The sequence below is a fragment of the Paraglaciecola arctica genome (assembly GCF_018861065.1).
GTDB classification, from domain to species: Bacteria; Pseudomonadota; Gammaproteobacteria; order Enterobacterales; family Alteromonadaceae; genus Paraglaciecola; species Paraglaciecola arctica_B.
In genome coordinates this window covers 1-24,975 of the sequence record NZ_JAHKQO010000039.1, presented here as the reverse complement: position 1 = coordinate 24,975, position 24,975 = coordinate 1, and the positions used below count along the sequence as shown (strand labels likewise).

Here is a 24,975-nt window from a genome sequence, read left to right as displayed (position 1 = left end):
GTGAATCTAAACTGGGCTATTTAGCTAATTCAATTTCGATATTAGTCGTGGGAATACAGCAACAAGGGAGTATTTCTTCGTCATCAATATACGCTAATGGATCAGTGGTATATTCAACGTCTCCTTTAATTAGTTTACTTCTACAGGCGCCACAAAACCCTTCGCGGCAATGATACTGAATTTCAATTTGATGAAGTTCGATGGTTTCAAGAAGCGTTCTGGGGGCAGAATGTTCGACAGTTTTATGATCTTTTATAGTCACCATAAAACTGTCGTTGTTTTTGCTCATTCGTTTTACCCTAGAATCTGTGTTTTCTAGGGTTATAAATCAAAGTCACCAAAATCATCGGCATTCACTTCTGAGTCAATTTGTCCGACTAAATAAGAGCTGATCTCTGATTCTTGTGGGGCAACTTGAACGTTGTCAGAGCTGAGGTAATTATTCATCCATGGAAGAGGGTTACTTTTTACATCAAAGGGTTGCCCTAAACCTATTGCCGACATACGGTGATTGGCAATAAACTCTACGTATTGACATAAAATTTCTTTATTTAAACCAATCATTGAACCGTGTTGAAATAAAAATTCAGCCCATTGTTTTTCTTGTTCTACTGCATTTAGAAATATCTGAGTGGCTTGCTCTTTACATTCTTCAGCAATTTCAGCCATTTCTGGATCATCTTTACCTTTGGCCCATAAATTCAATATATGTTGAGTTGAAGTTAGGTGTAAGTTTTCATCTCGGGCGATTAGCCTAATTATTTTGGAATTACCTTCCATTAATTCGCGCTCTGCAAATGCAAAGGTACAAGCAAAAGAAACGTAAAATCGAATGGCTTCTAAGGCATTAACTGAGTTCATGCAAAGATAGAGTTTTTTCTTAAGCTCGCGCATGCTAATAGTGTGATTCACACCGTTTACTAGGTGCGTGCCTTCACCCAGTGTTTGCCATAGTTGTGTTGCAAAAATGAGGTCGTCATAATACTGAGATATATCCGCCGCACGCTTTTTGATTTCTGCGTTTTCAACTATGTCATTAAAAATACTGCTGGGATCACCAAATAGGTTTCGCAATATGTGAGTGTATGAACGAGAGTGAATGGTCTCAAAAAATGACCAGGTTTCAACCCAAGTTTCTAACTCCGGAATCGAAATTATAGGTAAAAATGCAATGTTAGGACTTCTTCCCTGAATTGAATCAAGTAATGTTTGGTATTTCAAATTAGAAATAAAAATATGTTTTTCTGAGTCACTTAATTTTTGGAAGTCGACTCTGTCTTTACTGACGTCAACTTCTTCTGGACGCCAAAAAAAGCTAATTTGTTTTTCAATCAACTTTTCAAATATTTGATGCTTTTGTTGGTCATAACGGGCCACATTGACTGGATTACCAAAAAACATTGGTTCTGTCAGAGGATTATTATTTACTTGATTAAAAGTTGTATATTTCATTAATTATTGTTGCCATTAAAAGTTCGAACCGCTTTAAAAAAGCTGCCTAAGCAGCCTTCTAAAGTTATATTTTACATGCGCCGCCTGCGCAATCATCATCTTCTTCTATTACCACTTCCTTGGGCACAAACTTCTGGCTAGTCAGTTCTTGTTGAGTGGCGTCATCGGCGCCGTCACGAGTGTTATGGTAATACAATGTTTTCACCCCAAGTTTATAGCTGGTAAGCAAGTCTTGAAGCAGTAACTTCATTGGTACTTTGCCGCCTTCATATTTATTTGGATCGTAACTAGTATTGGCAGAGATGGTTTGGTCAACAAACTTTTGCATTATACCCGCGAGTTGCAAATAACCATCGTTTGAAGGTAAATCCCATAACAACTCGTATTTATCTTTTAGTCGCTCGTATTCAGGTACCACTTGTTTTAACACGCCATCTTTACTGGATTTAACACTAATGTGTCCACGTGGTGGTTCAATTCCATTGGTGGCATTGGATATTTGTGAAGACGTTTCTGAAGGCATTAAAGCCGACAATGTGCTGTTTCGTAATCCATACTGCTTAATATCAGCTCTAAGTGAATCCCAATCACAGTGCAGTGGCTCATCACAAATTTTATCAAGATCCTTTTTATAGGTATCAGTAGGCATTAAACCTTGGAAATAAGTGGTTTCGTCGAACTTAGGACAAGCCCCTTTTTCTTTGGCCAAATTACACGAGGCCTTCATTAAATGATATTGCATGGCTTCAAAGGTTTTATGTACTAAACCGTTGGCACTTCCATCTGAATATTTCACACCATTCTTGGCTAAGTAATAAGCGAAGTTAATCACGCCTATTCCTAATGTACGGCGACCCATAGTGGCATTTAACGCTGCTGGTACTGGGTAATCTTGGTAATCTAATAAGTTATCTAGAGCGCGTACTGCTAAATCAGATAATTCTGCAAATTCGTCAACACTTTCAATTGCTCCTAAGTTAAATGCAGATAATGTACATAGGGCTATCTCACCATTTTCGTCATTCACATGCTCAAGAGGTTTAGTCGGTAAGGCAATTTCCAAGCACAAGTTACTTTGGCGAACTGGTGCCAATTTCGGGTTAAATGGGCTGTGAGTATTGCAGTGATCAACATTTTGCAAGTAGATACGTCCGGTACTGGCACGCTCTTGCATAAATAAACTAAACAATTCAATGGCTTTGATTTGTTTTTTACGAATGCTTTCGTCTTTTTCGTATTGCACATATAAACGTTCAAACTCATCTTGGTCCGCGAAAAATGCATCGTAGAGACCTGGAGTGTCTGAAGGACTGAACAAAGTAATGTGTTGGTCTTTAATTAATCGCGTATACATCAATTTATTAAATTGCACACCGTAATCTAAATGACGAACTCGGTTTTCCTCAACACCACGGTTATTTTTCAAAACCAATAATGATTCAACCTCTAAGTGCCACAACGGATAAAATAATGTTGCCGCTCCACCTCTTACGCCGCCTTGAGAACAGCTTTTAACGGCTGTTTGGAAGTGTTTATAAAAGGGAATACAACCAGTATGGAAGGCTTCACCTCCGCGAATAGGACTGCCTACTGCTCGGATGCGTCCTGCATTGACACCAATTCCAGCTCGTTGGCTCACATATTTAACAATCGCACTGGCAGTGGCATTGATTGAATCTAAGCTATCGCCGGCTTCAATTAAAACACATGAGCTAAATTGACGGGTAGGGGTTCTAACGCCCGCCATTATAGGTGTAGGCAATGATATTTTAAATTTGGAGGTTGCATCGTAAAAACGTTTGATGTAATCCATGCGGATGTCTTTTTCATAATTAGCAAACAAACATGCAGCCACTAATATGTATAAAAACTGTGCACTTTCGTATATTTCTCCAGATACTCGGTTTTGAACAAGGTATTTACCTTCGAGCTGTTTAACAGCTGCATAACTGAAATTCATATCACGCCAATGATCGAGGTAGTCGTTCATTTCATCAAACTCGGCGGCACTATAATCTTGTAACAAGTGTGGGTCGTATTTGCCTTTGTCGACCATGTTTTTAACATGGTCTTTTAGCGCTGGCGGTTCAAAACGACCATAGGCTTTTTTGCGTAAGTGGAATATGGCTAATCGCGCGGCGAGATACTGATAATCTGGACAATCGGTTGAAATCAGATCCGCTGCCGAGCGAATTAAAGTTTCGTGAATATCCGCGGTTTTAATACCATCGTAAAATTGTATGTGAGCTTTTATTTCTACCTGTGAAACAGAAACGTTGTCTAATCCTTTAGCTGCCCATTCAATTACTTTATGGATTTTGTCCAGATCAATAATCTCACGTTCGCCGGTGCGTTTGGTGACGTATAAATTGTTATTCATGTTTTAGCCGTTATTTATTATATCGAGTCGTATAGATGACTTGTATTTAGCGCGAAAATGCATGGAGTTGCTTACCCCTAAGCCCTTTGGTTTTTTTGCAAATACGAACACATTGTTTGCTTTTTTAAAGTTATTGTTATGGTCGTGTTTTCGTATTCAACAGAACACAAGATAATGAGGTTTTTAATTCAATGCAACCCAACATATGGTGGTTTTATGTTCGATTTTGGTGCAGTAAATAAAAGGTTAGTAGTGACTCACCTAAAAGCGCCTTTTGAGTTTCGTTTATTGGAATTGCAAGACAATATTTGGGATATTTTTTTTTATAAATTTTTTTAATGTAAAAAACTGATGCTTATTATTTATCGATATATAGGGGTGAAAGTGATTAGTAAGCACTAGATGTCGTGTTTTATGTTAAATTCGTTTCTGTATACGCGCTTAAAAATAAGTCAATAAATCCGTTGCGCTATGAATACTAAGGTCTGCATTCCATTCGTCAGTAACTTGTAAATCAGAGATGTACCCATACTCGGCAATTACGCTGATCATATTGGCAGCATTAGCTGATTGAATGTCTCGCTGCGCATCTCCTATATACCAAGTATTAGGAGAGTTGAGCGAAAGTTTTTGTTCGGCGTGAAGTAAAGGTAAAGGGTGGGGTTTTCTTTCCCTTAGAGTATCGCCACTAATAACCACAGCACAATTATGTAGTAGGGGAAATGAGGCGATTAGTTGCGAGGTTAAAAATTCTGGTTTATTGGTGACTATTCCCCAAGGAATATGTTTTTTATTGAGGGTTATTAATAGCTGTTCAACTCCCTCAAAATAATCAGTTTCGACACATATGTTATTTTCGTAATAATCTAAAAATTGTTGGCGTAATGTATCAAATTCAAAGTGTTTTAAGTCATCCCCAAAACCTAATTCAAGCATTCCTTTGGCACCATCAGAGGCAATGTTTCGATAGGTTTGATGATCTACTGTCGCACGACCCAATGAGATGAGTATTTGATTCAGCGCGTTTCCTAAGTCTTTGGCGGTATCGAGTAAGGTGCCGTCTAAGTCAAACAGCATGGCATTGGGCTTTTTCAACATCTAAGAGTCACTATTTTGGCAATGGATAATATAATTAACGTCAACATTCTTATTAGAAAGATAATATTCTTGGCTTAGAGGGTTCATATGTAACCCCGTCATTCTTTTTACTAATAATGGCGTATCGTCTATCCAAGAAATTAACTCAGAGGGCTTAATAAATTTATCATGTTGGTGGGTGCCCTTGGGAACCAATCCTAGCATGTATTCAGCGCCGACTATGGCCATCAGATAAGATTTGATATTTCTATTTAAGGTAGAAAAAAACACATGGCCATCAGGCTTAACTAAACGGCAGCAAGCGTTAACTACCGAGCTGGGGTCTGGTACGTGTTCCAGCATTTCCATACAGGTCACAACATCATACTGAGCGGAATGATTAGCAGCAAATTCTTCAGCGGTTGTTTGTTGGTAGTCAACACTTAAACCCGACTCTAATCCATGGAGTCGCGCTATTTCGAGTGGGGCTTCCCCCATATCAATACCCGTTACGTTTGCGCCATGACGAGCCATGCTCTCAGCTAAAATGCCGCCACCACAACCCACATCTAAAACTTGCTTATCTTTCAATCCACCACAGTGCTGCTGAATGTAATCGGTTCTTAGAGGATTAATTTGATGTAAAGGTTTGAATTCACCTGCTAGATCCCACCACCTTGAAGCTAATTCAGAAAACTTTTGGATTTCGTTATGGTCGACATTTTGCGTGTTTTGCATATTTATTATTGAGTCCGATTAACATTCTTGCCTATATCAAGGCTATCTTAATCTACTATCTGATCAAATTAAATCGCAGATATGGGTATATCATAACTGATTGCGCACTATATGAGCGACTTGCGGCTATTCATTTTAATTAGTAGGTGGTAGAATCGAGCGGTTCAAAAGAAAGATAAATTCGGGTGAAAACGTAAACCTAATTTTAAGTCCTAGCTTAAAATTGCACAAACGAATTTTGCTTAATTAACATTCTAATAATAACGACTAGGGATTAAGGCTGTATATGACTGATCACGCCCATGAAATTCTTCCAATAAATATAGAAGAAGAACTTAAAAACTCTTATCTCGACTATGCGATGAGTGTAATTGTTGGCAGGGCGCTGCCTGATGTACGAGATGGCTTAAAGCCGGTTCATCGCCGCGTTTTATTTGCCATGAACGAATTAAAAAACGATTTTAATAAACCTTATAAAAAGTCAGCCCGTGTAGTGGGTGACGTGATCGGTAAGTATCACCCCCATGGTGATTCTGCTGTTTACGACACTATTGTACGTATGGCTCAGCCTTTTTCTCTACGGTATATGTTAGTAGACGGTCAAGGGAACTTTGGTTCAGTTGACGGTGACTCTGCTGCTGCAATGCGTTATACGGAAATTCGTATGGCGAAAATTGCCCACGAATTACTGGCCGATTTAGAAAAAGAAACGGTTGATTTTGTTCCAAATTACGATGAATCGGAATTTATCCCTAGCGTTTTACCTACTAGAGTCCCCAATTTACTTGTAAATGGCTCCTCAGGCATAGCCGTAGGTATGGCAACCAATATCCCGCCGCATAATTTAACCGAAGTGGTTAATGGATGTATTGCGCTTATAGACAATCCTGAATTAACTATTGAAGAATTAATCGAATACATTCCGGGTCCGGATTTTCCTACCGCTGCATTTATAAGTGGTAGAAAGGGAATCGAAGAAGCCTACCGCACAGGCCGCGGAAAAATATACATGCGTGCTCGCGCTGAAATCGAAACCGAAGACAGCGGCAAAGAAACCATAGTGGTTAACGAAATCCCTTACCAAGTTAACAAAGCGCGTTTGATTGAAAAGATTGCCGAGTTGGTAAAAGAAAAAAAGATTGAAGGTATTTCAGCTTTACGTGATGAATCTGATAAAGACGGAATGCGTATAGTCGTAGAAGTTAAACGTAACGAATCGGCCGAAGTACTCCTAAACCAATTGTATGCACAAACCCAAATGCAAACGGTATTTGGTATCAATATGGTTGCGCTGGATAAAACCCAGCCGAAGATATTTAATTTGATGGATATCTTAAAGGCCTTCGTTTTACACCGTCGAGAGGTAGTAACCCGACGCACAGTGTTTGAACTGAAAAAGGCACGGGAACGCGCGCATATCTTAGAAGGTTTAGCGATTGCCTTGGTTAATATCGATCCTATCATTGCTCTAATTAAAGCTTCAAAAAGCCCTGCTGATGCAAAAGTATCGTTGACGGCTCAAGGTTGGTCTTTAGGTGACGTAGCTGAAATGCTAGAACGCGCTGGTGATGATGCCGCAAGACCGGATTGGTTAGAGCCGCAGTATGGTATTCGCGACGGCTTGTATTATTTAACCGAACAACAAGCGCAAGCGATTCTAGATTTACGCTTAAACAAGTTAACGGGTCTTGAACATGAAAAAATCTTGGCTGAGTATCGTGAGTTACTAGACATTATTGCTGAATTGTTACACATATTAGGCAGCCCAGAACGCTTAATGGAAGTGATCCGCGAAGAGCTTGAAAAAGTGCGTGACGAATTTGGTGATGAGAGACGTACCGAAATTACCGCTGCTTCTCACGATATTGATATTGAAGACTTAATTGAACGTGAAGAGGTAGTAGTGACCTTATCTCGCGAAGGTTATGTGAAGTATCAAAAACTCAACGATTATGAATCGCAGCGTCGTGGTGGCCGTGGTAAATCAGCCACTAAGATGAAAGATGAAGATTTCATAGAAAAGTTATTAGTTGCCAATACCCATGATCATATATTGTGTTTCTCAACACGAGGACGTTTATATTGGTTAAAAGTGTATCAACTTCCGCTCGCCAGCAGAAACGCTCGCGGTCGTCCTATTGTGAATATATTACCTCTTGAAGAAGGTGAGCGTATAACCGCTATATTACCTATACAAGAGTTTGAAGAAGGTAAGTTTGTATTGATGGCCACCGCCAACGGTACGGTAAAGAAAACAGCGCTAACTTCATATTCACGTCCTAGAGCCAACGGTATTATTGCTGTCAACCTCAATGAAGGTGATGAATTAATTGGTGTCGACATTACCCATGGTGATGATGACATTATGTTGTTCTCTGATGCAGGTAAAGTTGTGCGGTTTAACGAGAAACAGCGTGACTCTGAAACCGGCAATGTGAAACTTGATCCAGAAACAGGTGAAGAGTTATTAGCATTACGTCCTATGGGCCGAACAGCAACCGGAGTTCGTGGTATTCGTATGCAAGAAGGGCAAAAAGTGATTTCACTGATTGTACCTAAAGGCGATGGAGCCATCTTAACCGCGACCGAAAATGGCTTTGGTAAACGTACCCCAGTTGCGGATTACCCTGCAAAGAGTCGTGCGACTCAAGGTGTGGTTTCTATCAAAGTATCTGAGCGAAACGGCAAAGTGGTAGGTGCGGTGCAGGTTAATGAGAGCGATGAAATTATGCTTATTAGTGACCAAGGTACCTTAGTAAGAACTCGTGTCGAAGAAGTCTCTACCGTGGGTCGTAATACCCAGGGTGTGCGTTTAATTCGCACCATCACAGGTGAGCATGTTGTTGGATTGCAGCGTATTGATGAAATTGAAGAGCTAGAAGCTGAGTTATTAGAAGGCGAAGAAGCCTCAAGTATTGAAGCCGCTACGACAGAAGTTACGGATACAGATACTGAATCAAACGAAGACGAATAAGAGAGTGCTATTTTTTATATTGAAAAATATGGAAAATATCTAATTTATAGGTGTTAATACTCTCTAATTAGAAACGATAAACGAGTGGCTGATGCCGCTCGTTTTTTTTGGTAAAAATAATGACAAAAACCTACAATTTTTGCGCAGGGCCGGCCATGTTGCCAGAGCCTGTTATGCGTCAAGCTCAAGCTGAGTTTATCGACTGGCAGGGAATGGGCCGCTCGGTTATGGAAATAAGCCACAGGAGCAAGGAATATATTGCCCTTGCCGAAACAGCGGAACAAGATTTGCGCGACTTAATGGCCGTACCAGACAATTATAAAGTCATTTTTTCTCAAGGCGGTGGGCGCGGGCAGTTTGCCGCTGTACCCATGAATTTGCGACAAAACGGTCAATGCGCAGACTTTTTGTTATCTGGATCTTGGTCTAAGGGCGCAATTCAAGAAGCTGAAAAGTTTTTACCAACTAAAGTTGTAGCGCAGCTTGAAGCTCGTGATGGTATGCACGCCGTTCCTAATATTTCTGCCAATATGATGAGCGCAGACAGTGCCTATTTTCACTATTGCTCGAATGAGACAGTAGATGGTATTGAGATTAACACAATCCCTGATAGTGGTGATGTGCCCTTAGTAGTAGATATGTCATCCAATATTTTGTCACAACCTGTAGACGTATCTAAGTTCGGGGTAATTTATGCTGGCGCGCAAAAAAATATAGGTCCTTCTGGGTTAGCTGTGGTGATTGTAAGGGAAGACTTGTTAGACTTTGCTATGCCACAGACGCCGAGCTTTATGCACTACAAAACCATGGCAGAGTATGACTCTATGTACAATACGCCTCCTACCTACTCTTGGTATTTGGCGGGATTAGTTTTTAAGTGGCTGAAGGAGCAAGGTGGTGTATCTGCTATCGCTTTAGAAAACGCTAAAAAAGCCGAGTTATTGTATCGCTGTATCGATAACAGTGATTTTTATATTAATAAAGTCCATCCAAACTTTCGTTCGAAAATGAATGTTACTTTTCACTTACCCTCACCTGATTTAGATGCAGTCTTTTTGGAACAAGCAGAGCAAATTGGGTTGACTGCGTTGAAAGGTCATAGAAGTGTGGGTGGCATGCGAGCGAGTATCTATAACGCGATGCCAATGGCTGGTGTAATAGCGTTAGTCGAGTTTATGCAAGAATTTGCTAGGAGAAACAAATAATGGAGCAGTTACATCTTTCACCCATTGCTAAAGTGTCTGGAACCGTCAATGTACCGGGGTCGAAAAGCTTATCTAATCGGGCGCTATTGTTAGCCGCTCTAGCAAATGGTGAAACCCATTTAACGAATCTGTTAGACAGTGAAGATATTCACCATATGTTAAATGCGTTAACTCAGTTACAGGTAACTTATCGATTATCTGATTGTAAAACTCAGTGCTGGGTAACAGGTAATGGAGGAGTGTTTAATGTCCAGGAGCCGGTTACTTTATTTTTAGGTAATGCAGGTACGGCAATGCGCCCGCTATGTGCCGCACTTGCTTGTAGTAATGGTGAGTTCGAACTCACTGGTGAACCTCGCATGGAAGAAAGACCAATTGGCGCTTTGGTTGACTCTTTGCGTCAAGCAGGGGCAGACATTGAGTATTTAAAGAATGAAGCGTTTCCTCCTCTGTTAATTAGAGGCCATTCGCTAAATGGTGGCAATGTCACAGTCGATGGCAGCGTATCCAGTCAATTCTTGACAGCGTTGTTAATGAGCGCCCCCCTATTTGAACAAGATACTACTATTGAAATTAGTGGTGATTTAGTGTCGAAACCTTATATTGATATTACCTTGCACACCATGGCACAGTTTGGAATTGAAGTGGATAATCAAAACTATCAACGTTTTGTGATCCAAGGTCAGCAACAATATCAATCACCTGGACATTTTATGGTGGAGGGCGACGCCTCTTCGGCTTCATATTTTCTCGCAGCAGGGGCAATTAAAGGCGGTACAGTCAAAGTCACAGGTATTGGAAAAGGCAGTATTCAAGGTGATATTCGTTTCGCTGAAGTCTTGGAAAAAATGGGAGCAAAAATCCATTGGCACGATGAGTATATCGAAGTCACTGGTGCGCCCTTGTCTGCTGTAGACATGGATATGAACCATATTCCAGATGCTGCTATGACTATCGCAACCGCGGCATTGTTCGCATCGGGCACCACTACAATTAGAAATATCTATAACTGGCGTGTCAAAGAAACCGATCGCTTAGCCGCAATGAGCTGTGAACTTCGTAAGGTCGGTGCAACTGTGGAGGAAGGTGAAGACTACATCACAATTACACCTCCGCAGCAGTTACTTCACGCACAGATTGATACTTACAATGACCACCGCGTCGCTATGTGTTTCTCATTGGTGGCGTTAAGTGATACAGCCGTGACTATTAATGACCCTGGTTGCACAGCCAAAACCTTCCCTGATTATTTTGAGCGATTTGCGACTATTTGTCAGTAGAGTCTCTATGGAGGGGCAAATGCCCCTCTGTGTTTGTTGATCATGAATCTCGAATTTGATCCGCATACATTTCAGCGTAAAAAATTGTAACCATAGTGTCATTGCTTATCTAATATCTATCCGTATAATTGCGCCCGATTTTATTCAGCTCAGGAGAGCGCATGTACACAGAACCTGTCATCACTATAGATGGGCCAAGCGGAGCAGGTAAAGGAACAACTAGTACCTTGCTGGCGAAGAAACTTGGTTGGCACTTCTTAGACAGTGGAGCTATTTACCGAGTTTTAGCTGTTGCTTCACTACATCATCAAATTCCCGCAGATGACGAAATAGGTTTGTTACCTTTAGCGTCAGGGCTCGATGTAAACTTTGAAACTACAGATAATGGTGTAAGAGTTATTTTAGAAGGCGAAGATGTTAGTGACACTATTCGCACCGAAGAAGTGGGCGCTACTGCGTCAAAAATTGCTTCATTGCCGTCAATCCGAGAAGCCTTACTGAGACGGCAACGAGGCTTTAAACAGGCTCCCGGGTTGGTAGCCGATGGGCGAGATATGGGAACTGTAGTATTTCCTGAAGCCCAAGTTAAAATATTTTTAACGGCTAGTGCTGAAGAGCGCGCCGATAGACGTTATAAGCAGTTGAAAGATAGCGGTCATGATGTTAGCATACTGCGCCTTTTGGATGACATAAAAGCCCGTGATGAGCGAGATGCAAATCGAACCGTTGCCCCTTTAGTGCCCGCAAAAGATGCTTTAGTTCTAGACTCAACTCAGTTGAATATAGAGCAAGTGATTGAAAAAATTGAATTATTTATTGAAGAGAAACTAACAGAAGTAAAAGCTTCGGTAAATAGTTAACGAGTAAAAATCTACTAAATTACGGATGATTTAGTCATGAATAACAACCCCGCGCTCACTGGATTGTAACGTGGATGTCAAAAAAGAAACTTATTAAAATACTATGATTGAAAATTTTGCTGATCTATTCGAAGAAAGTTTAAAAGTAATTGAAACCCGTCCTGGCTCTATCGTTAAAGGTACTATCGTATCAATTGATAAAGATATCGTACTTGTAGATGCTGGCCTAAAATCTGAAAGCGCAATCCCAGTAGAACAATTTAGAAACGCCGAAGGCGGACTTGATGTTGCTGTTGGTGATGTAATTGATGTTGCTTTGGATGCCATTGAAGATGGGTTCGGTGAAACAATTTTATCTCGCGAAAAAGCGAAACGCCATGAAGCTTGGGTAGAATTAGAAAAAGCTTATACTGAAAAAGAAACCATCATAGGTATTATTAACGGTAAAGTTAAAGGTGGCTTTACGGTTGAAGTGAACACTGTTCGTGCTTTCTTACCTGGTTCATTAGTAGATGTACGCCCTGTTCGCGATACAACTCATCTTGAAGGTAAAGAATTAGAATTTAAAGTTATCAAACTTGATGCTAAGCGTAATAATGTTGTTGTTTCTCGTCGTGCTGTTATCGAAGCAGAAAGCAGTGCAGAGCGTGACACATTACTTGCTAACCTTGAAGAAGGTCATGAAGTTAAAGGTATCGTTAAGAACCTTACTGATTACGGTGCGTTTGTTGACTTAGGTGGCGTAGATGGTCTTCTACACATCACAGATATGGCTTGGAAACGTGTTAAGCACCCAAGTGAAATCGTAAATGTTGGTGACGAAATCAACGTTAAAGTATTGAAATTCGACAAAGAAAAATCTCGTGTTTCTCTAGGTATGAAGCAAATGGGCAACGATCCTTGGCAAGAAATTGCAAACCGTTACCCTGAAGGCGCTAAATTAAGCGGTGCGGTTACTAACCTTACTGACTACGGTTGTTTCGTTGAAATCGAAGACGGTGTTGAAGGTCTAGTACACGTTTCTGAAATGGATTGGACTAACAAAAACATCCACCCATCTAAAGTGGTTAACTTAGGTGATGTATGTGAAGTGATGGTGCTTGAAATTGACGAAGAACGTCGTCGTATTTCTCTTGGTCTTAAGCAATGTATTCCTAACCCTTGGGAAGAATTCGCTAAAGCACAAAGTAAAGGTGACAAAGTTTCTGGTAAGATTAAATCTATCACAGACTTCGGTATCTTCATCGGTCTTGATGGCGGCATAGACGGTCTTGTTCACTTATCTGATATTTCTTGGAATAAAACAGGTGAAGAAGCGGTTCGTGACTATAAGAAAGGTGACGAAATCTCTGCTGTTGTTCTTCAAGTTGACCCAGAGCGTGAGCGTATCTCTCTTGGTGTTAAACAAATTGAAGAAGACCCGTTCAACCAGTACATTGCTGACACTAAGAAAGGCACTATCGTAACTGGTACTGTTACTGCTGTTGATGCTAAAGGTGTAACGGTTAAGCTAGCTGAAGAAGTTGAAGGATATGTACGTGTTGGCGATTTATCTCGTGACCGAGTTGAAGACGCCTCTGAAGTAGTGAGTGTTGATTCTGAGATTGAAGCTAAGTTTATGGGCGTTGATCGTAAGAATCGCATCGTTAACTTGTCTGTTAAAGCAAAAGATCACGCAGATGAGAAAGATGCACTTGATAAAGTGAATCAACAGGAAGAAGTTGGTTTCACTAACGCTTTTGCTGACGCATTTAAAGCAGCTAAAAACGACTAATTGACACCACACATTAGCGCGCTATTTAATTTTTGAAACAGGAATAGTTTTGACAAATTATTTAACGCGCTTATTATCGGTACTAACAGCTTTTTTGATTGACGGAGAGTTTACCCAATGACCAAGTCAGAACTTATAGAAAGACTGGCCGATAAAATGCGTCAGGTTCCTTCAAAGGATGTGGAGTCTTCGATAAAAGAAATGCTAGAACAGATGGCGCAAACCTTACAAAAAGGTGAGCGTATTGAGATTCGAGGTTTTGGTAGTTTTTCTTTACATTATCGCGCGCCACGTGTCGGTCGTAATCCTAAAACCGGTGAAACTGTGAAACTTGACGGCAAGTACGTTCCACATTTTAAACCTGGTAAGGAATTACGAGAAAGAGTCAATGAAACGCTAGTTAGTTGATCTTTTAGTAAAATTTTTAAAAACGGCACTCCAATTAGGGTGCCGTTTTTGTTAGAGTTAACCTAAGGTTATTTCACTTCATTTTGTAGACCACATTGAGCAATCAAAGCAGTAATCGAAACCAAGCGAGCAATCATAGTTATCTTAGATTAGTCAAACCCAAGGGGGTTAAATGAAAATTAAAGGTTTATTGTTATTACTTTTTATTTTGTTAACGCTTGTAGTTGCTGGCTTTATAGGTTCTCAGAATAGTCACTTAGTATCGATTAACTACATTTTAGCCGAGACTGAAATGCGTATGTCGTTGCTACTAGCTGTGACGTTTTTGTTAGGTGTTATATTCTCCGTTTTATTGATCTTGGGCTATATCTTGCGATTAAAATGGCGTATCGGCAGCCTAGAACGCAAAAACAAAAAGCTTTCAATGCCTGCTAACGTTACATAATGTTAGAGCTTCTCTTTCTATTATTACCAGTTGCCGCCGGTTATGGCTGGGTGATGGGGCGCAATAGTGCCCGTCAAGCACAACAACGACATTCTAGTATTCTGGCCAAACATTATTATAGAGGCCTAAACTTTTTGCTGTCTGATGAACCCGATAAAGCGGTTGATACACTAATCAAAATGATTGATTTAGACAGTGATACGGTCGAAACTCACATTGCGATGGGCAAGTTTTTTAGGCACAGAGGAGAGTTAGATCGTGCTATAAGAGTCCATCAAAACTTGGTTAGCAAAGAACAAATATCAGCCCTACAACGAGAATCCGCCTTATATGAATTGGGCCGAGACTATATTCTGGCAGGATTTTTAGAGCGTGCTGAAAACGCCTTTTTACAACTTTTAAATAGTCAAAAACATTTTTTGAATGCACAAGAACAACTATTCAATATATATCAAACCACTAAGGAGTGGAAAAGGGCGATTGAGTTAGCTGAACAAATGATTGGCGCAGGTGGTGACAGCGATGAATTATGTACCCGTGTCGCACATTTTTACTGTGAACAGGCCAGTATTGAGATTAAAGACAACCAATTGACCGAAGCGCAAGAGAATCTCAAAAAAGCGGCCCTTGCTGATGAAAAATCAGTTCGACCGTGGCTAATGCTAGGTGAGATTGCCATGGAGCAGGATCAATACGATGACGCTATTGATTATTTGAGTGAAATTCCTAGTCGTGACGTGAGTTGGTTAAGTGAGGCTGTGCCACTAATAGAAGAATGTGCTGAGCATTTAAATAACGATGTGAAGCTGAATAAAGTATTAGATGAATATTGGCAGCAGTGCGCGACAGCATATCTGGCTAAAGTTAAACTGATGGCAAAAGACGGTGAAACGGCTAACGCTGCACAAGTACTGCTAGAGCAACTTAAAAAACACCCTACAATGAAAGGTTTTAAGACCTTAATGGGCTTGTATATTGATTTGCAAGAGCATAACTTACAAGATCATGAGCAATCTACCAATAGTTTGGTATTACTCAAAGAGCTAGTAGAAGAACAAATAAAACAGCGCCCCAAATATAAATGTCATAGCTGTGGTTTTGCAGGAAGCAAGATCCATTGGTTATGTCCTTCCTGTAAAAAATGGGGTGTGGTTAAACCAATAAAAGGCTTAGATGGGGAGTAGTGTGACCGGTATTAAAACAGATCCAAAAATTGTGGTGGCGCTAGATTTTGATGAATTAAAAAAAGCCAAAAATTTTATTGATAGAATTGAACCCCAGCAATGTCGTTTAAAAATAGGCAAAGAGATGTTTACCCATTTCGGGCCAAGCTTTGTAGAATACTTAACCGCGAAAGATTTTGATGTATTCCTCGACCTTAAATTTCATGATATTCCCAATACGGTTTCAAAAGCGTGCCAAGCGGCGGCTGATTTAGGCGTGTGGATGGTAAACGTACATGCTTCAGGTGGCCCTAAAATGATGGAGTTAGCTAAAGAAGGGTTGCAAAGGTTTGGAGAGAAACAGCCTTTATTAATTGCAGTAACAGTGTTGACCAGTATGGATCAAGCCCAACTTAGTGCAATTGGCGTCAATTCAACGCCTCAAGAGCATGTATTAAAACTAGCAAAATTAACCCATGCATGTGGATTAGATGGGGTAGTATGCTCGGCGCAAGAAGCAGTAATGTTAAAGTCAAATATTGCCAAAGACTTTACCCTAGTTACACCTGGTATACGTCCACAAGGGGCGGCATTAGGTGATCAAATGCGCGTGATGACGCCAAAACAAGCAATACAAGCGGGCTCAGATTACTTAGTAATTGGCCGACCAATTACACAATCGGCCGACCCTCTACAAACCCTTGTTGAAATCAATAGCTCGCTTTTATAAGGTTTTAAGGGCAGTCGCTGCATCCATATATTCAAGGTCGAGGTCGGTTAACGCATCAACTACTGCTTTATAGGTCACTTTACCTTGATGCACATTCAAACCATTTAATAGGTGAGCATCATCTAACATCGCTTGTTTAGGACCTTTATTTGCCAATGCTAAACCAAAGGGTAGGGTGGCATTGTTCAAAGCCATAGTTGAGGTACGTGCTACACCACCTGGCATGTTAGCGACACAGTAATGCACCACATCATCAATAATGTACACAGGATCTTGGTGGGTGGTGGCTTTAGATGTTTCAAAACAACCACCTTGGTCAATGGCTACATCAACTATTACCGAACCAGGTTTCATATTTTTAATATGCTCTTTGTTTAAGAGTTTCGGTGCTGCCGCTCCTGGCACTAAAACCGCGCCTACTACTAAATCTGCTTTAGAAGAATAGTCTTCTATGGCTTCGGCCGTTGAGAATACTGTTGCTAAACGTCCTTCAAAAATATCATCTAGTTCACGTAAACGATTTAACGAACGGTCAAGAATTGTTACGTCTGCACCTAATCCCATTGCCATTTTTGCGGCGTTTAGACCTACAACTCCGCCACCAATGACTAAAACTTTTCCTGGAGCAACGCCAGGTACACCGCCCAACAAGGTGCCGCTGCCACCATGAGCCTTTTCTAAATAATGGGCGCCTGCTTGCACCGCCATTCTACCGGCAACTTCACTCATTGGTGCCAGTAAAGGTAGGGTGTTTCGATTGTCGGTGACTGTTTCGTAGGCTATACAGGTTGCGCCAGATTCTACTAATAATTGGGTTTGAACTGGATCTGGGGCAAGGTGTAGATAGGTGTACAGTGTCTGCCCTGGGCGTAACATTTTACATTCTTGTGGTTGTGGCTCTTTTACTTTTACAATCATTTCAGCCTTAGCGAAGATCTCTTCTGGGCTAGAAATGATTTCAGCACCTGCGGCAATATATTGTTCGTCGGTAAATCCAATCGAATGACCAGCCTGAGTTTCAACCCAGACTTGATGTGAATGATGTACAAACTCTTTAACCGCGGCTGGAGTCAGTCCCACTCTATATTCATGATTCTTAATTTCTTTTGGTACACCGATTAACATGACTCACTCCAATTGTTGGGATAGTTCGAAAAGAAAAAAGTATATGTGAATAATTGAAGTAAGTTGTTGGGTATTCAGGCTTTCAAAAGTATAATATTTCGTTAATGCACCAATATGCGATAGATTATATGCTAATCAAAACCCCCAAACATCTTGATAGAATCGATAGAAACATTCTTATCGAGTTGCAAAAAAATGGAAAAATAACCAACTCTGACTTAGCAAATAAAATAGGTTTGAGCGCGAGCCCTTGCCTTGAAAGAGTTAAGAGATTGGAGAGCCAAGGTTATATTACCGGTTATCATGCACGAGTAAACCCGTCTTTGTTGGGCGCTGCTATGTTAGTTTTCGTAGAAATTACTTTAACAAAAACCTCAGTTGATATATTCGAAGAATTTTCTGCTGCGGTCCGTAAGCATGAAGATATTCAGGAATGTCATCTTGTATCTGGTAACTTTGATTTTTTACTCAAAGCGCGTGTTGCAGACATGTCGAGTTATCGAAAGTTGTTGGGAGATACTTTATTGCGATTGCCTGGAGTCAGTGAGTCGCGCACTTATGTCGTGATGGAGGAGATAAAAGAGTCGACTCAAGTTAAAATTAGTCTCAAATAACACTCATTGCTTGGTATTGATTAAATTGCGAGCGGTAGGAGCCAGCAAACTAGGATTTTTAGGATTGCACTGGTATCTTATGCTCTTACTTGAATAAACAGTTAAGAAAAGATAACGATTTATATGGCGCGACTCACAGGCATTCAAAGAATTATGGAAGTAGGCATGATTATTAGTTGTGTCTTCGCGTTTTTTTTATTGTTAGCCATGGCATCTTTTCACCCCGCAGATCCTGGTTGGAGTCAGGCAGGATTACAAAGTGATGTACATAACTGGGTAGGGCCTATCGGTGCTTGGTTTGCTGACATTCTGTTTTTTACCTTAGGATCTTTTGCATATACTTTGCCATTTTGTTGCGCCTTTTTGGGCTGGTTTTTATTTCAACAAACCAAAACTCTACTCGAAATTGATTATCTCACTATTGGTTTAAGGCTTATAGGTGTGATCTTATTGGTATTAGGTGCCACTGGTTTATTAAGTTTAAATGTAGAAGATATTTATAACTACACATCGGGTGGTATGGTTGGCGACGTCTTGAGTTCTTCGCTGATACCCTATTTTAGTATGGTAGGTACAACGCTTTTATTATTGTGTTTTTTCTGCACGGGTTTTACCTTATTGAGCGGTATTTCTTGGGTAGCGATAGTCGACAAAATTGGTGAGATAGCCATAGGTATCAGTCGCTATATTTATCATGCACCGGCTAAAATTAAAGGGTCATCTATACCGATGTTGTCCTTTAAGAAGGCGGAGCATGAGCCAGCAACTTTAGCCGCAACTGATGGTAACTTTTGGGGGAGCGATCCTAACAGTAATAATGTCGAGCAAGCAGACGAGCAGGATCATTCACTCGAGCCGGTTGTACCGCAGAGTATTTTGGACGAGCCCCCCGAGGTTAAGAAAAGTCCGGTTTCAATTTCCGAATTAAAACAAAAGATTAACCTTGCTAGAAAATCCACTAAGGTTGAGCCAGTCATTAGCGAAAGCCCTGTCGCACCCGTGGCGCAGTCGACAAATGATCCAGAACAAGGGCCAATGCCATCCTTTGATTTATTAGAACGTCCCGATAAAGTTAAGAATCCAATTACCCCAGAAGAGTTGGAAATTGTGTCTCGTTTACTCGAAGCCAAACTTGCTGATTTTAATATCGAAGCCAGAGTGGTAGGAGTGTATCCAGGTCCTGTTATCACCCGATTTGAAATGGACTTAGCGCCTGGAGTGAAAGTAAGCAAAATTACAACTTTGTCTAAAGATTTAGCGCGCTCTATGTCTGCAATATCAGTTCGCGTAGTAGAAGTTATTCCAGGTAAGTCAGTAATAGGCTTAGAGCTGCCTAATAAAAAACGCGATATGGTTCGTTTAAGTGAGGTGATTAGCACCGATGTATTCCAGTCCTCGGATTCACCTTTAACTATGGTATTAGGGGCAGATATCTCAGGTAAGCCCGTTGTAGTAGATTTGGCTAAAATGCCGCATTTATTAGTTGCAGGTACGACTGGCTCGGGTAAGTCTGTTGGTGTTAACGTGATGATCCTAAGTTTATTGTACAAATCTACGCCTGAAGATGTGCGTATGATAATGATCGATCCTAAAATGCTGGAGTTGTCGGTATACGAAGGGATCCCTCATCTATTGGCTGAAGTAGTCACCGACATGAAAGAAGCAGCCAACGCGCTACGTTGGTGTGTAGGAGAAATGGAACGTCGCTATAAATTGATGTCAGCCTTGGGCGTAAGAAATTTAAAGGGTTTTAACACTAAGGTACTCAATGCAATTGAGGCAGGAGAGCCGATTCGCGACCCACTGTGGAAGTCTGAAGAAAGTATGGAAACAGAAGCGCCGTTCTTAGAAAAGCTGCCTGCTATTGTGGTGGTGGTTGACGAATTTGCCGACATGATGATGATAGTGGGTAAAAAAGTTGAAGAGCTGATTGCGCGTATTGCACAAAAAGCACGAGCCGCAGGCATTCACTTAGTACTGGCGACTCAACGCCCTTCAGTTGACGTTATTACTGGCTTAATTAAAGCCAATATTCCAACACGTATTGCGTTTCAGGTTTCCTCTAAAATTGATTCACGCACTATTCTTGACCAACAAGGTGCTGAAGCATTACTTGGTGCCGGTGATATGTTGTATCTGCCGCCAGGTACAGGTGTGCCTACTCGTATTCATGGGGCATTTGTGGATGATCACGAAGTGCATGCCGTAGTGGCAGATTGGAAAAAGCGTGGTGCGCCTCAATACATAGACGAAATTTTAAGTGGTGATTCGAGTGCTGAAATTCTGTTGCCTGGCGAGCAACCTGAAGATTCAGACCAAGAATTTGATGTGTTTTATGATGAAGCTGTCGCTTTTGTAACTGAAAGCAGACGCGCATCGGTTTCAGGTGTGCAGCGTAAATTCAGAATTGGTTACAATCGCGCGGCAAGGCTAGTGGAACAAATGGAACAAAGCGGCGTCGTAACTTCACCTGGGCATAACGGCAACCGTGAAGTGTTAGCCGCTGCTCCCCCTAGAGACTAACCCTACAAGAAGTAATATTGAATGAACAAGCTAACTCAGTTTTCAACACTGTTTTTATTTTTGGCGGTGGTGTTTATCAGTAATCTTGCTATCGCAAATGATACAACTGCAAAACAGCAACTTAAACTCAAGCTCGCTTCGCTGGTAACCTACCAAGCTAATTTTGAGCAAAGGGTAGTCGACATTGAAAATACGCTATTGCAGCAGGCTACTGGCCGCATAGTCTTGCAGCAACCCAGTAATTTGTATTGGGAATTGTTTGAACCCAATGAAAGTGTGTTGCTGGCCGATGGTGAAAATATCTGGAATGTGGACCCGTTTTTAGAGCAGGTAGTAGTTTACGGTGCCAATGCCGCACTTGATGATAATCCGCTGATTTTATTAACTAATCCTGACAGCAGCAAGTGGCTAGACTTTGAGGTTACTCAGAGCGAAGGTCAATTTGTTATTACTCCCAGACAGCCCAATGGCGGTATCGAATCATTACGTTTGGTATTTGATGGTGATTTGTTAGTAGAGCTTGAAAGTAAAGATGGACAACAACAAAAAAGTTTACTCACTTTTAGTGAAATAAAACAAAACAAAACATTACCCCCAGAGACCTTTGTGTTTGTCATGCCACAAGGATATGAGCTGGATGACCAGCGATAATTATGACCGCTGAATTTGATTTTGCAGATAATAGTGATCCCGTTGCACAATTTGCTCCGTTAGCAGCGCGAATGCGCCCAAAAGTCATTGAACAGTATTTTGGACAGCAACATATTATCGGCCCTGGTAAACCTTTGCGAGAGGCGCTGCTGCGGGGGCACTGCCATTCTATGATTTTGTGGGGGCCCCCAGGAACAGGTAAAACAACTTTAGCCGAATTGGTAGCCAATCATTGCCAAGCGCATATTGAACGTTTATCAGCGGTCAGTAGTGGTGTTAAAGACATTCGCGCCGCTATAGATAACGCTAAACATTATGCTAGCCAACACCAAAAACGAACCATTTTGTTTGTTGATGAAGTGCACCGTTTTAACAAAAGCCAGCAAGACGCATTTTTGCCTTACATTGAAGACGGCACCGTCACCTTTATAGGTGCCACCACTGAAAACCCCTCGTTTGAACTAAACAACGCTTTATTATCAAGGGCGCGGGTTTACGTATTAAAAAGTTTAAGTGAAACTGATCTGAGTGAGGTAATCACACAAGCCTTAGCAGATAAAGAACGAGGCCTCGGGCAGTCTGAGATTGTGTTGGATGACGATGCCCAATCCATGTTGATAGATATGGCAGCAGGTGACGCAAGGCGTTTGTTAAACTATTTGGAACTCAGCTCTGATTTTTTGCCCGCAGATTCAGTAGACAAAACGTTAACCGTAGAGATGGTAAAATTGGCGGTGGGCGAAAAGGTTGCTCAGTACGACAAAAATGGAGATCAATTTTACGACCTAATTTCAGCCTTTCATAAATCAGTCCGTGGCTCAGCTCCTGATGCTGCCTTGTATTGGTATGCCAGAATGTTAGTCGCGGGATGTGATCCTCTATACGTGGCGCGGCGATTATTGGCTATTGCCACTGAGGACATAGGCAATGCCGACCCTAAGGCAATGCAAATTTGTTTAAATGCTTGGGATATTTTTCAGCGTGTCGGCCCCGCAGAAGGGGAAAGAGCTATCGCGCAAGCAACACTTTATTGCGCTAGCACTGCAAAAAGTAACGCGGTATACACAGCCTTTAAAGCGGCGTTAAAACACGCCAAAGACACCCCAGAGTGTGCTGTACCCGAACACCTAAGAAATGCCCCAACTAGCCTGATGAAAGATTTGGGTTACGGACAAGAGTATCGATATGCCCATGATGAAGAGCACGGCTATGCGGCGGGCGAAAACTATTTTCCCGAATCCTTGCGAGATACGCAATATTATCAACCTACTCCACGAGGACTAGAGAAAAAACTGCAAGAAAAATTGAAATTTCTGAATCAATTAGACGCTCGAAGTACCCAGCGAAGGTATAATTAATATGCAAATTACCACAATGTATATTTTTATCGCACTTGGAGGAGCAACAGGCGCCTGTTTACGCTTTTTTCTTTCGCAACTCATGCTTCAATGGTTTGGTAAAGGCTTTCCTTTTGGTACACTTCTGGTCAATATTGTTGGTTCATTTTTTCTGGGTTTTTTGTATTCATTACTTGAACATGGTCAATTAGAAGCGGCTTTATGGCGAACAACAATTGGAATTGGTTTTCTTGGTGCACTCACCACATTTTCCACGTTCTCAGTAGACACGTTAATGCTATTTCAACAGGGCTTGTGGTTCAAAGCTGCACTTAACGTAACATTAAATGTATTGTGCTGCTTGTTTGCAGCATGGTTAGGCACACAATTAGTTAAAGGTTAGATAAAACAAAATGTTAGATCCAAAATATTTACGTGGCGATATTCAACAAACTGCAGAAAAACTCAAAAGAAGAGGGTTTGAATTAGACGTAAATTCCTTTATTGAACTAGAAGAAAAACGTAAGTCGTTACAAGTAAGAACCCAAGAGTTGCAAAACGAACGTAATGTACGTTCCAAGTCTATTGGTAAAGCGAAAGCTTCAGGCGAAGATATTCAGCCGTTATTAGCAGAAGTAGGCAAGTTAGGTGACGAACTAGATGCAGCCAAAGCTGAGTTATCCGAGTTATTGGAAGAAATAGCCACTCAATCACAAATCATCCCTAATTTACCGGATGATTCAGTACCCCAAGGTGAAGATGAAAAGGACAATATAGAAATCAGTCGATGGGGCACCCCACGTGAATTCGACTTTGAAGTGAAAGATCACGTAGACATAGGCGCAGCATTAAGTAAAGGCGTCGACTTTGAGGCAGGTGTAAAACTATCAGGCTCACGTTTTGTTGTAATGCGTGGTCAAGTAGCGCGCCTAAATCGCGCTATCGCACAGTTTATGTTGGACTTACACACCCAAGAGCATGGCTATGAAGAGACCAACGTGCCTTTATTAGTTAATAATGAAAGTATGACAGGCACTGGGCAATTTCCGAAGTTCATGGGAGACGCATTCCATACTAAACCTGCCACAGAAGAAGGGCAGGGGTTGTCACTTATTCCAACTTCAGAAGTGCCATTGGCAAACATTGCCCGAGACGAAATTTATTCGATCAAAGATTTGCCAGTTAAAATGACAACTTTTAGTCCTTGTTTTCGCAGTGAAGCTGGCTCGCATGGCCGAGATACCCGTGGCCTGATACGTTTACACCAGTTCGAAAAAGTAGAGTTGGTGCAACTGGTGACGCCTGAGAGTTCATTTGACGTGTTAGAAGAACTGACACAACACGCAGAAAAGGTATTACAACTACTAGAATTACCTTACCGTAAAATGTTGTTGTGTACCGGTGATATGGGCTTTGGCGCTTGTAAAACCTATGATTTAGAAGTGTGGATACCTGCTCAAGATACCTATCGTGAAATTTCTTCATGTTCAAATATGTTGGACTTCCAAGCCAGAAGAATGCAAGCCCGTTACCGCGGTGAAAAAGGCAGTAAACCTGAGTTATTACATACCCTAAATGGCTCTGGTTTAGCGGTAGGACGTACCTTAGTGGCGATTTTAGAGAACTACCAACAAGCGGATGGCTCGGTGTCTGTGCCTAAAGTGTTACAGCCTTATATGGGTGGGTTAGAAAAAATAGGTTAGTGGGTTAGACTTTATTTGAATTAGGAAAGGTGAGCTTTGGCTCACCTTTTTTGTTTTTATGATTCACTTCGTTCACTTATGTGCTTCGCACACGGAATCCCTGCTTTTTTGTGCTGAAACTTTAAATGCGAAACAATGGCGGAGAATTGGGATATTGGCGTTAGTGGGAAAGAGCGTTTTTTGTAATTGGGTAAATTATCATGACTGTCTTGTTAGTGTTCGGTCCTGTTAGTGTTCGTGCGTTTGGCATAACGCTTTTTATAAATTTCTTCGGTGAACATAGTTAAAAAAGGTGAGGGTGAATTAGGCATAAATTGTACTTTATCTTATATGTGTATTTATACCGCTGTAGTTGTTATCTCCCATAACAGCAAGTTCTTGGCAAAATGTCGGATATCAACAAAAGTGTTAATAGAAATCGAAAAGAAAACTTACCTATACAAAGACATAGGAAACATGTTAAAAATCACGAATGTATATATGCGACAAAATGCCGTGTTTAAACATCTCATTTTGCAAGAGATTAATATTGTTGA

21 protein-coding genes are annotated in these 24,975 nt (G+C 41.1%); 15 read left to right on the top strand and 6 right to left on the bottom strand.

Annotated elements, in window-relative coordinates; translation table 11 throughout:
* Nucleotides 1-16 precede the first annotated feature (16 nt).
* From yfaE to ubiG, 5 genes are all read right to left on the bottom strand, one after another.
* Nucleotides 17-289 (bottom strand): class I ribonucleotide reductase maintenance protein YfaE, encoded by a 273-nt coding sequence (yfaE, locus tag KO534_RS17775; protein ID WP_215931645.1) that lies wholly within the window; start codon nucleotides 287-289, stop codon nucleotides 17-19.
* A gap of 32 nt (nucleotides 290-321) precedes the next feature.
* Complete coding sequence (nrdB, locus tag KO534_RS17770) at nucleotides 322-1,452, bottom strand: class Ia ribonucleoside-diphosphate reductase subunit beta (protein WP_215931643.1); 1,131 nt, start codon at nucleotides 1,450-1,452, stop codon at nucleotides 322-324.
* A 64-nt stretch (nucleotides 1,453-1,516) separates the two neighbouring features.
* Nucleotides 1,517-3,832, bottom strand: coding sequence for a class 1a ribonucleoside-diphosphate reductase subunit alpha (gene nrdA, locus KO534_RS17765; RefSeq protein ID WP_215931641.1), 2,316 nt, complete (start codon nucleotides 3,830-3,832; stop codon nucleotides 1,517-1,519).
* Nucleotides 3,833-4,273: 441 nt separating this feature from the next.
* The gene (locus tag KO534_RS17760) at nucleotides 4,274-4,930 is read right to left on the bottom strand and encodes an HAD family hydrolase (protein ID WP_215931639.1); all 657 of its coding nucleotides are present in this window, start codon (nucleotides 4,928-4,930) and stop codon (nucleotides 4,274-4,276) included.
* Nucleotides 4,931-5,647, bottom strand: a complete 717-nt coding sequence (gene ubiG, locus KO534_RS17755; RefSeq protein WP_215931637.1) for a bifunctional 2-polyprenyl-6-hydroxyphenol methylase/3-demethylubiquinol 3-O-methyltransferase UbiG — start codon at nucleotides 5,645-5,647, stop codon at nucleotides 4,931-4,933.
* Between the two features lie 286 nt (nucleotides 5,648-5,933).
* Here ubiG and gyrA point away from each other — a divergent pair, with 286 nt between their 5' ends.
* From gyrA to pyrF, 9 genes are all read left to right on the top strand, one after another.
* Nucleotides 5,934-8,621, top strand: a complete 2,688-nt coding sequence (gene gyrA, locus KO534_RS17750; protein WP_215931635.1) for a DNA topoisomerase (ATP-hydrolyzing) subunit A — start codon at nucleotides 5,934-5,936, stop codon at nucleotides 8,619-8,621.
* Nucleotides 8,622-8,740: 119 nt separating this feature from the next.
* Nucleotides 8,741-9,826 (top strand): 3-phosphoserine/phosphohydroxythreonine transaminase, encoded by a 1,086-nt coding sequence (serC, locus tag KO534_RS17745; protein ID WP_215931633.1) that lies wholly within the window; start codon nucleotides 8,741-8,743, stop codon nucleotides 9,824-9,826.
* The gene (aroA, locus tag KO534_RS17740; protein ID WP_215931631.1) at nucleotides 9,826-11,106 is read left to right on the top strand and encodes a 3-phosphoshikimate 1-carboxyvinyltransferase; all 1,281 of its coding nucleotides are present in this window, start codon (nucleotides 9,826-9,828) and stop codon (nucleotides 11,104-11,106) included. The genes serC and aroA overlap by 1 nt, the downstream gene beginning before the upstream one ends.
* Nucleotides 11,107-11,267: 161 nt before the next feature.
* Nucleotides 11,268-11,966, top strand: a complete 699-nt coding sequence (gene cmk / locus KO534_RS17735; RefSeq protein WP_215931629.1) for a (d)CMP kinase — start codon at nucleotides 11,268-11,270, stop codon at nucleotides 11,964-11,966.
* 103 nt (nucleotides 11,967-12,069) lie between these two features.
* The gene (gene rpsA, locus KO534_RS17730) at nucleotides 12,070-13,740 is read left to right on the top strand and encodes a 30S ribosomal protein S1 (RefSeq protein ID WP_215931627.1); all 1,671 of its coding nucleotides are present in this window, start codon (nucleotides 12,070-12,072) and stop codon (nucleotides 13,738-13,740) included.
* A 117-nt stretch (nucleotides 13,741-13,857) separates the two neighbouring features.
* On the top strand, nucleotides 13,858-14,148 hold the full coding sequence (gene ihfB / locus KO534_RS17725; protein WP_215931625.1) for an integration host factor subunit beta: 291 nt from the start codon (nucleotides 13,858-13,860) through the stop codon (nucleotides 14,146-14,148).
* A 172-nt stretch (nucleotides 14,149-14,320) separates the two neighbouring features.
* A complete protein-coding gene (locus KO534_RS17720) occupies nucleotides 14,321-14,593 on the top strand; it encodes a LapA family protein (protein ID WP_215931623.1) in 273 nt (90 codons plus the stop codon).
* Nucleotides 14,593-15,777: a lipopolysaccharide assembly protein LapB gene (gene lapB, locus KO534_RS17715; protein ID WP_215931621.1), complete on the top strand. Its 1,185-nt coding sequence runs from the start codon at nucleotides 14,593-14,595 to the stop codon at nucleotides 15,775-15,777. The genes KO534_RS17720 and lapB overlap by 1 nt, the downstream gene beginning before the upstream one ends.
* The gene (gene pyrF / locus KO534_RS17710) at nucleotides 15,767-16,486 is read left to right on the top strand and encodes an orotidine-5'-phosphate decarboxylase (RefSeq protein WP_215931619.1); all 720 of its coding nucleotides are present in this window, start codon (nucleotides 15,767-15,769) and stop codon (nucleotides 16,484-16,486) included. Before lapB ends, pyrF begins: the two co-directional genes overlap by 11 nt.
* On the opposite strand, the gene ald is transcribed toward pyrF, so the two are convergent.
* Nucleotides 16,481-17,611, bottom strand: coding sequence for an alanine dehydrogenase (gene ald / locus KO534_RS17705; protein ID WP_215931617.1), 1,131 nt, complete (start codon nucleotides 17,609-17,611; stop codon nucleotides 16,481-16,483). The genes pyrF and ald overlap by 6 nt on opposite strands.
* A gap of 128 nt (nucleotides 17,612-17,739) precedes the next feature.
* Here ald and lrp point away from each other — a divergent pair, with 128 nt between their 5' ends.
* The 6 genes from lrp (at nucleotide 17,740) to serS (ending at nucleotide 24,439) form a co-directional block, all read left to right on the top strand.
* Nucleotides 17,740-18,225, top strand: a complete 486-nt coding sequence (gene lrp, locus KO534_RS17700) for a leucine-responsive transcriptional regulator Lrp (protein WP_215931615.1) — start codon at nucleotides 17,740-17,742, stop codon at nucleotides 18,223-18,225.
* 123 nt (nucleotides 18,226-18,348) lie between these two features.
* Nucleotides 18,349-20,748 carry a DNA translocase FtsK gene (locus KO534_RS23785; protein ID WP_215931613.1) on the top strand — a complete coding sequence of 800 codons (2,400 nt, stop codon included), beginning with the start codon at nucleotides 18,349-18,351 and terminating at the stop codon, nucleotides 20,746-20,748.
* A gap of 21 nt (nucleotides 20,749-20,769) precedes the next feature.
* Nucleotides 20,770-21,399, top strand: a complete 630-nt coding sequence (gene lolA / locus KO534_RS17690; RefSeq protein WP_215931611.1) for an outer membrane lipoprotein chaperone LolA — start codon at nucleotides 20,770-20,772, stop codon at nucleotides 21,397-21,399.
* A 2-nt stretch (nucleotides 21,400-21,401) separates the two neighbouring features.
* Entirely contained in the window at nucleotides 21,402-22,757 is a 1,356-nt protein-coding gene (locus KO534_RS17685) for a replication-associated recombination protein A (protein ID WP_215931609.1), read from the top strand.
* A 1-nt stretch (nucleotide 22,758) separates the two neighbouring features.
* Nucleotides 22,759-23,139, top strand: a complete 381-nt coding sequence (gene crcB / locus KO534_RS17680; RefSeq protein WP_215931607.1) for a fluoride efflux transporter CrcB — start codon at nucleotides 22,759-22,761, stop codon at nucleotides 23,137-23,139.
* Between the two features lie 10 nt (nucleotides 23,140-23,149).
* Nucleotides 23,150-24,439, top strand: a complete 1,290-nt coding sequence (gene serS / locus KO534_RS17675; RefSeq protein WP_215931605.1) for a serine--tRNA ligase — start codon at nucleotides 23,150-23,152, stop codon at nucleotides 24,437-24,439.
* Nucleotides 24,440-24,975 lie beyond the last annotated feature (536 nt).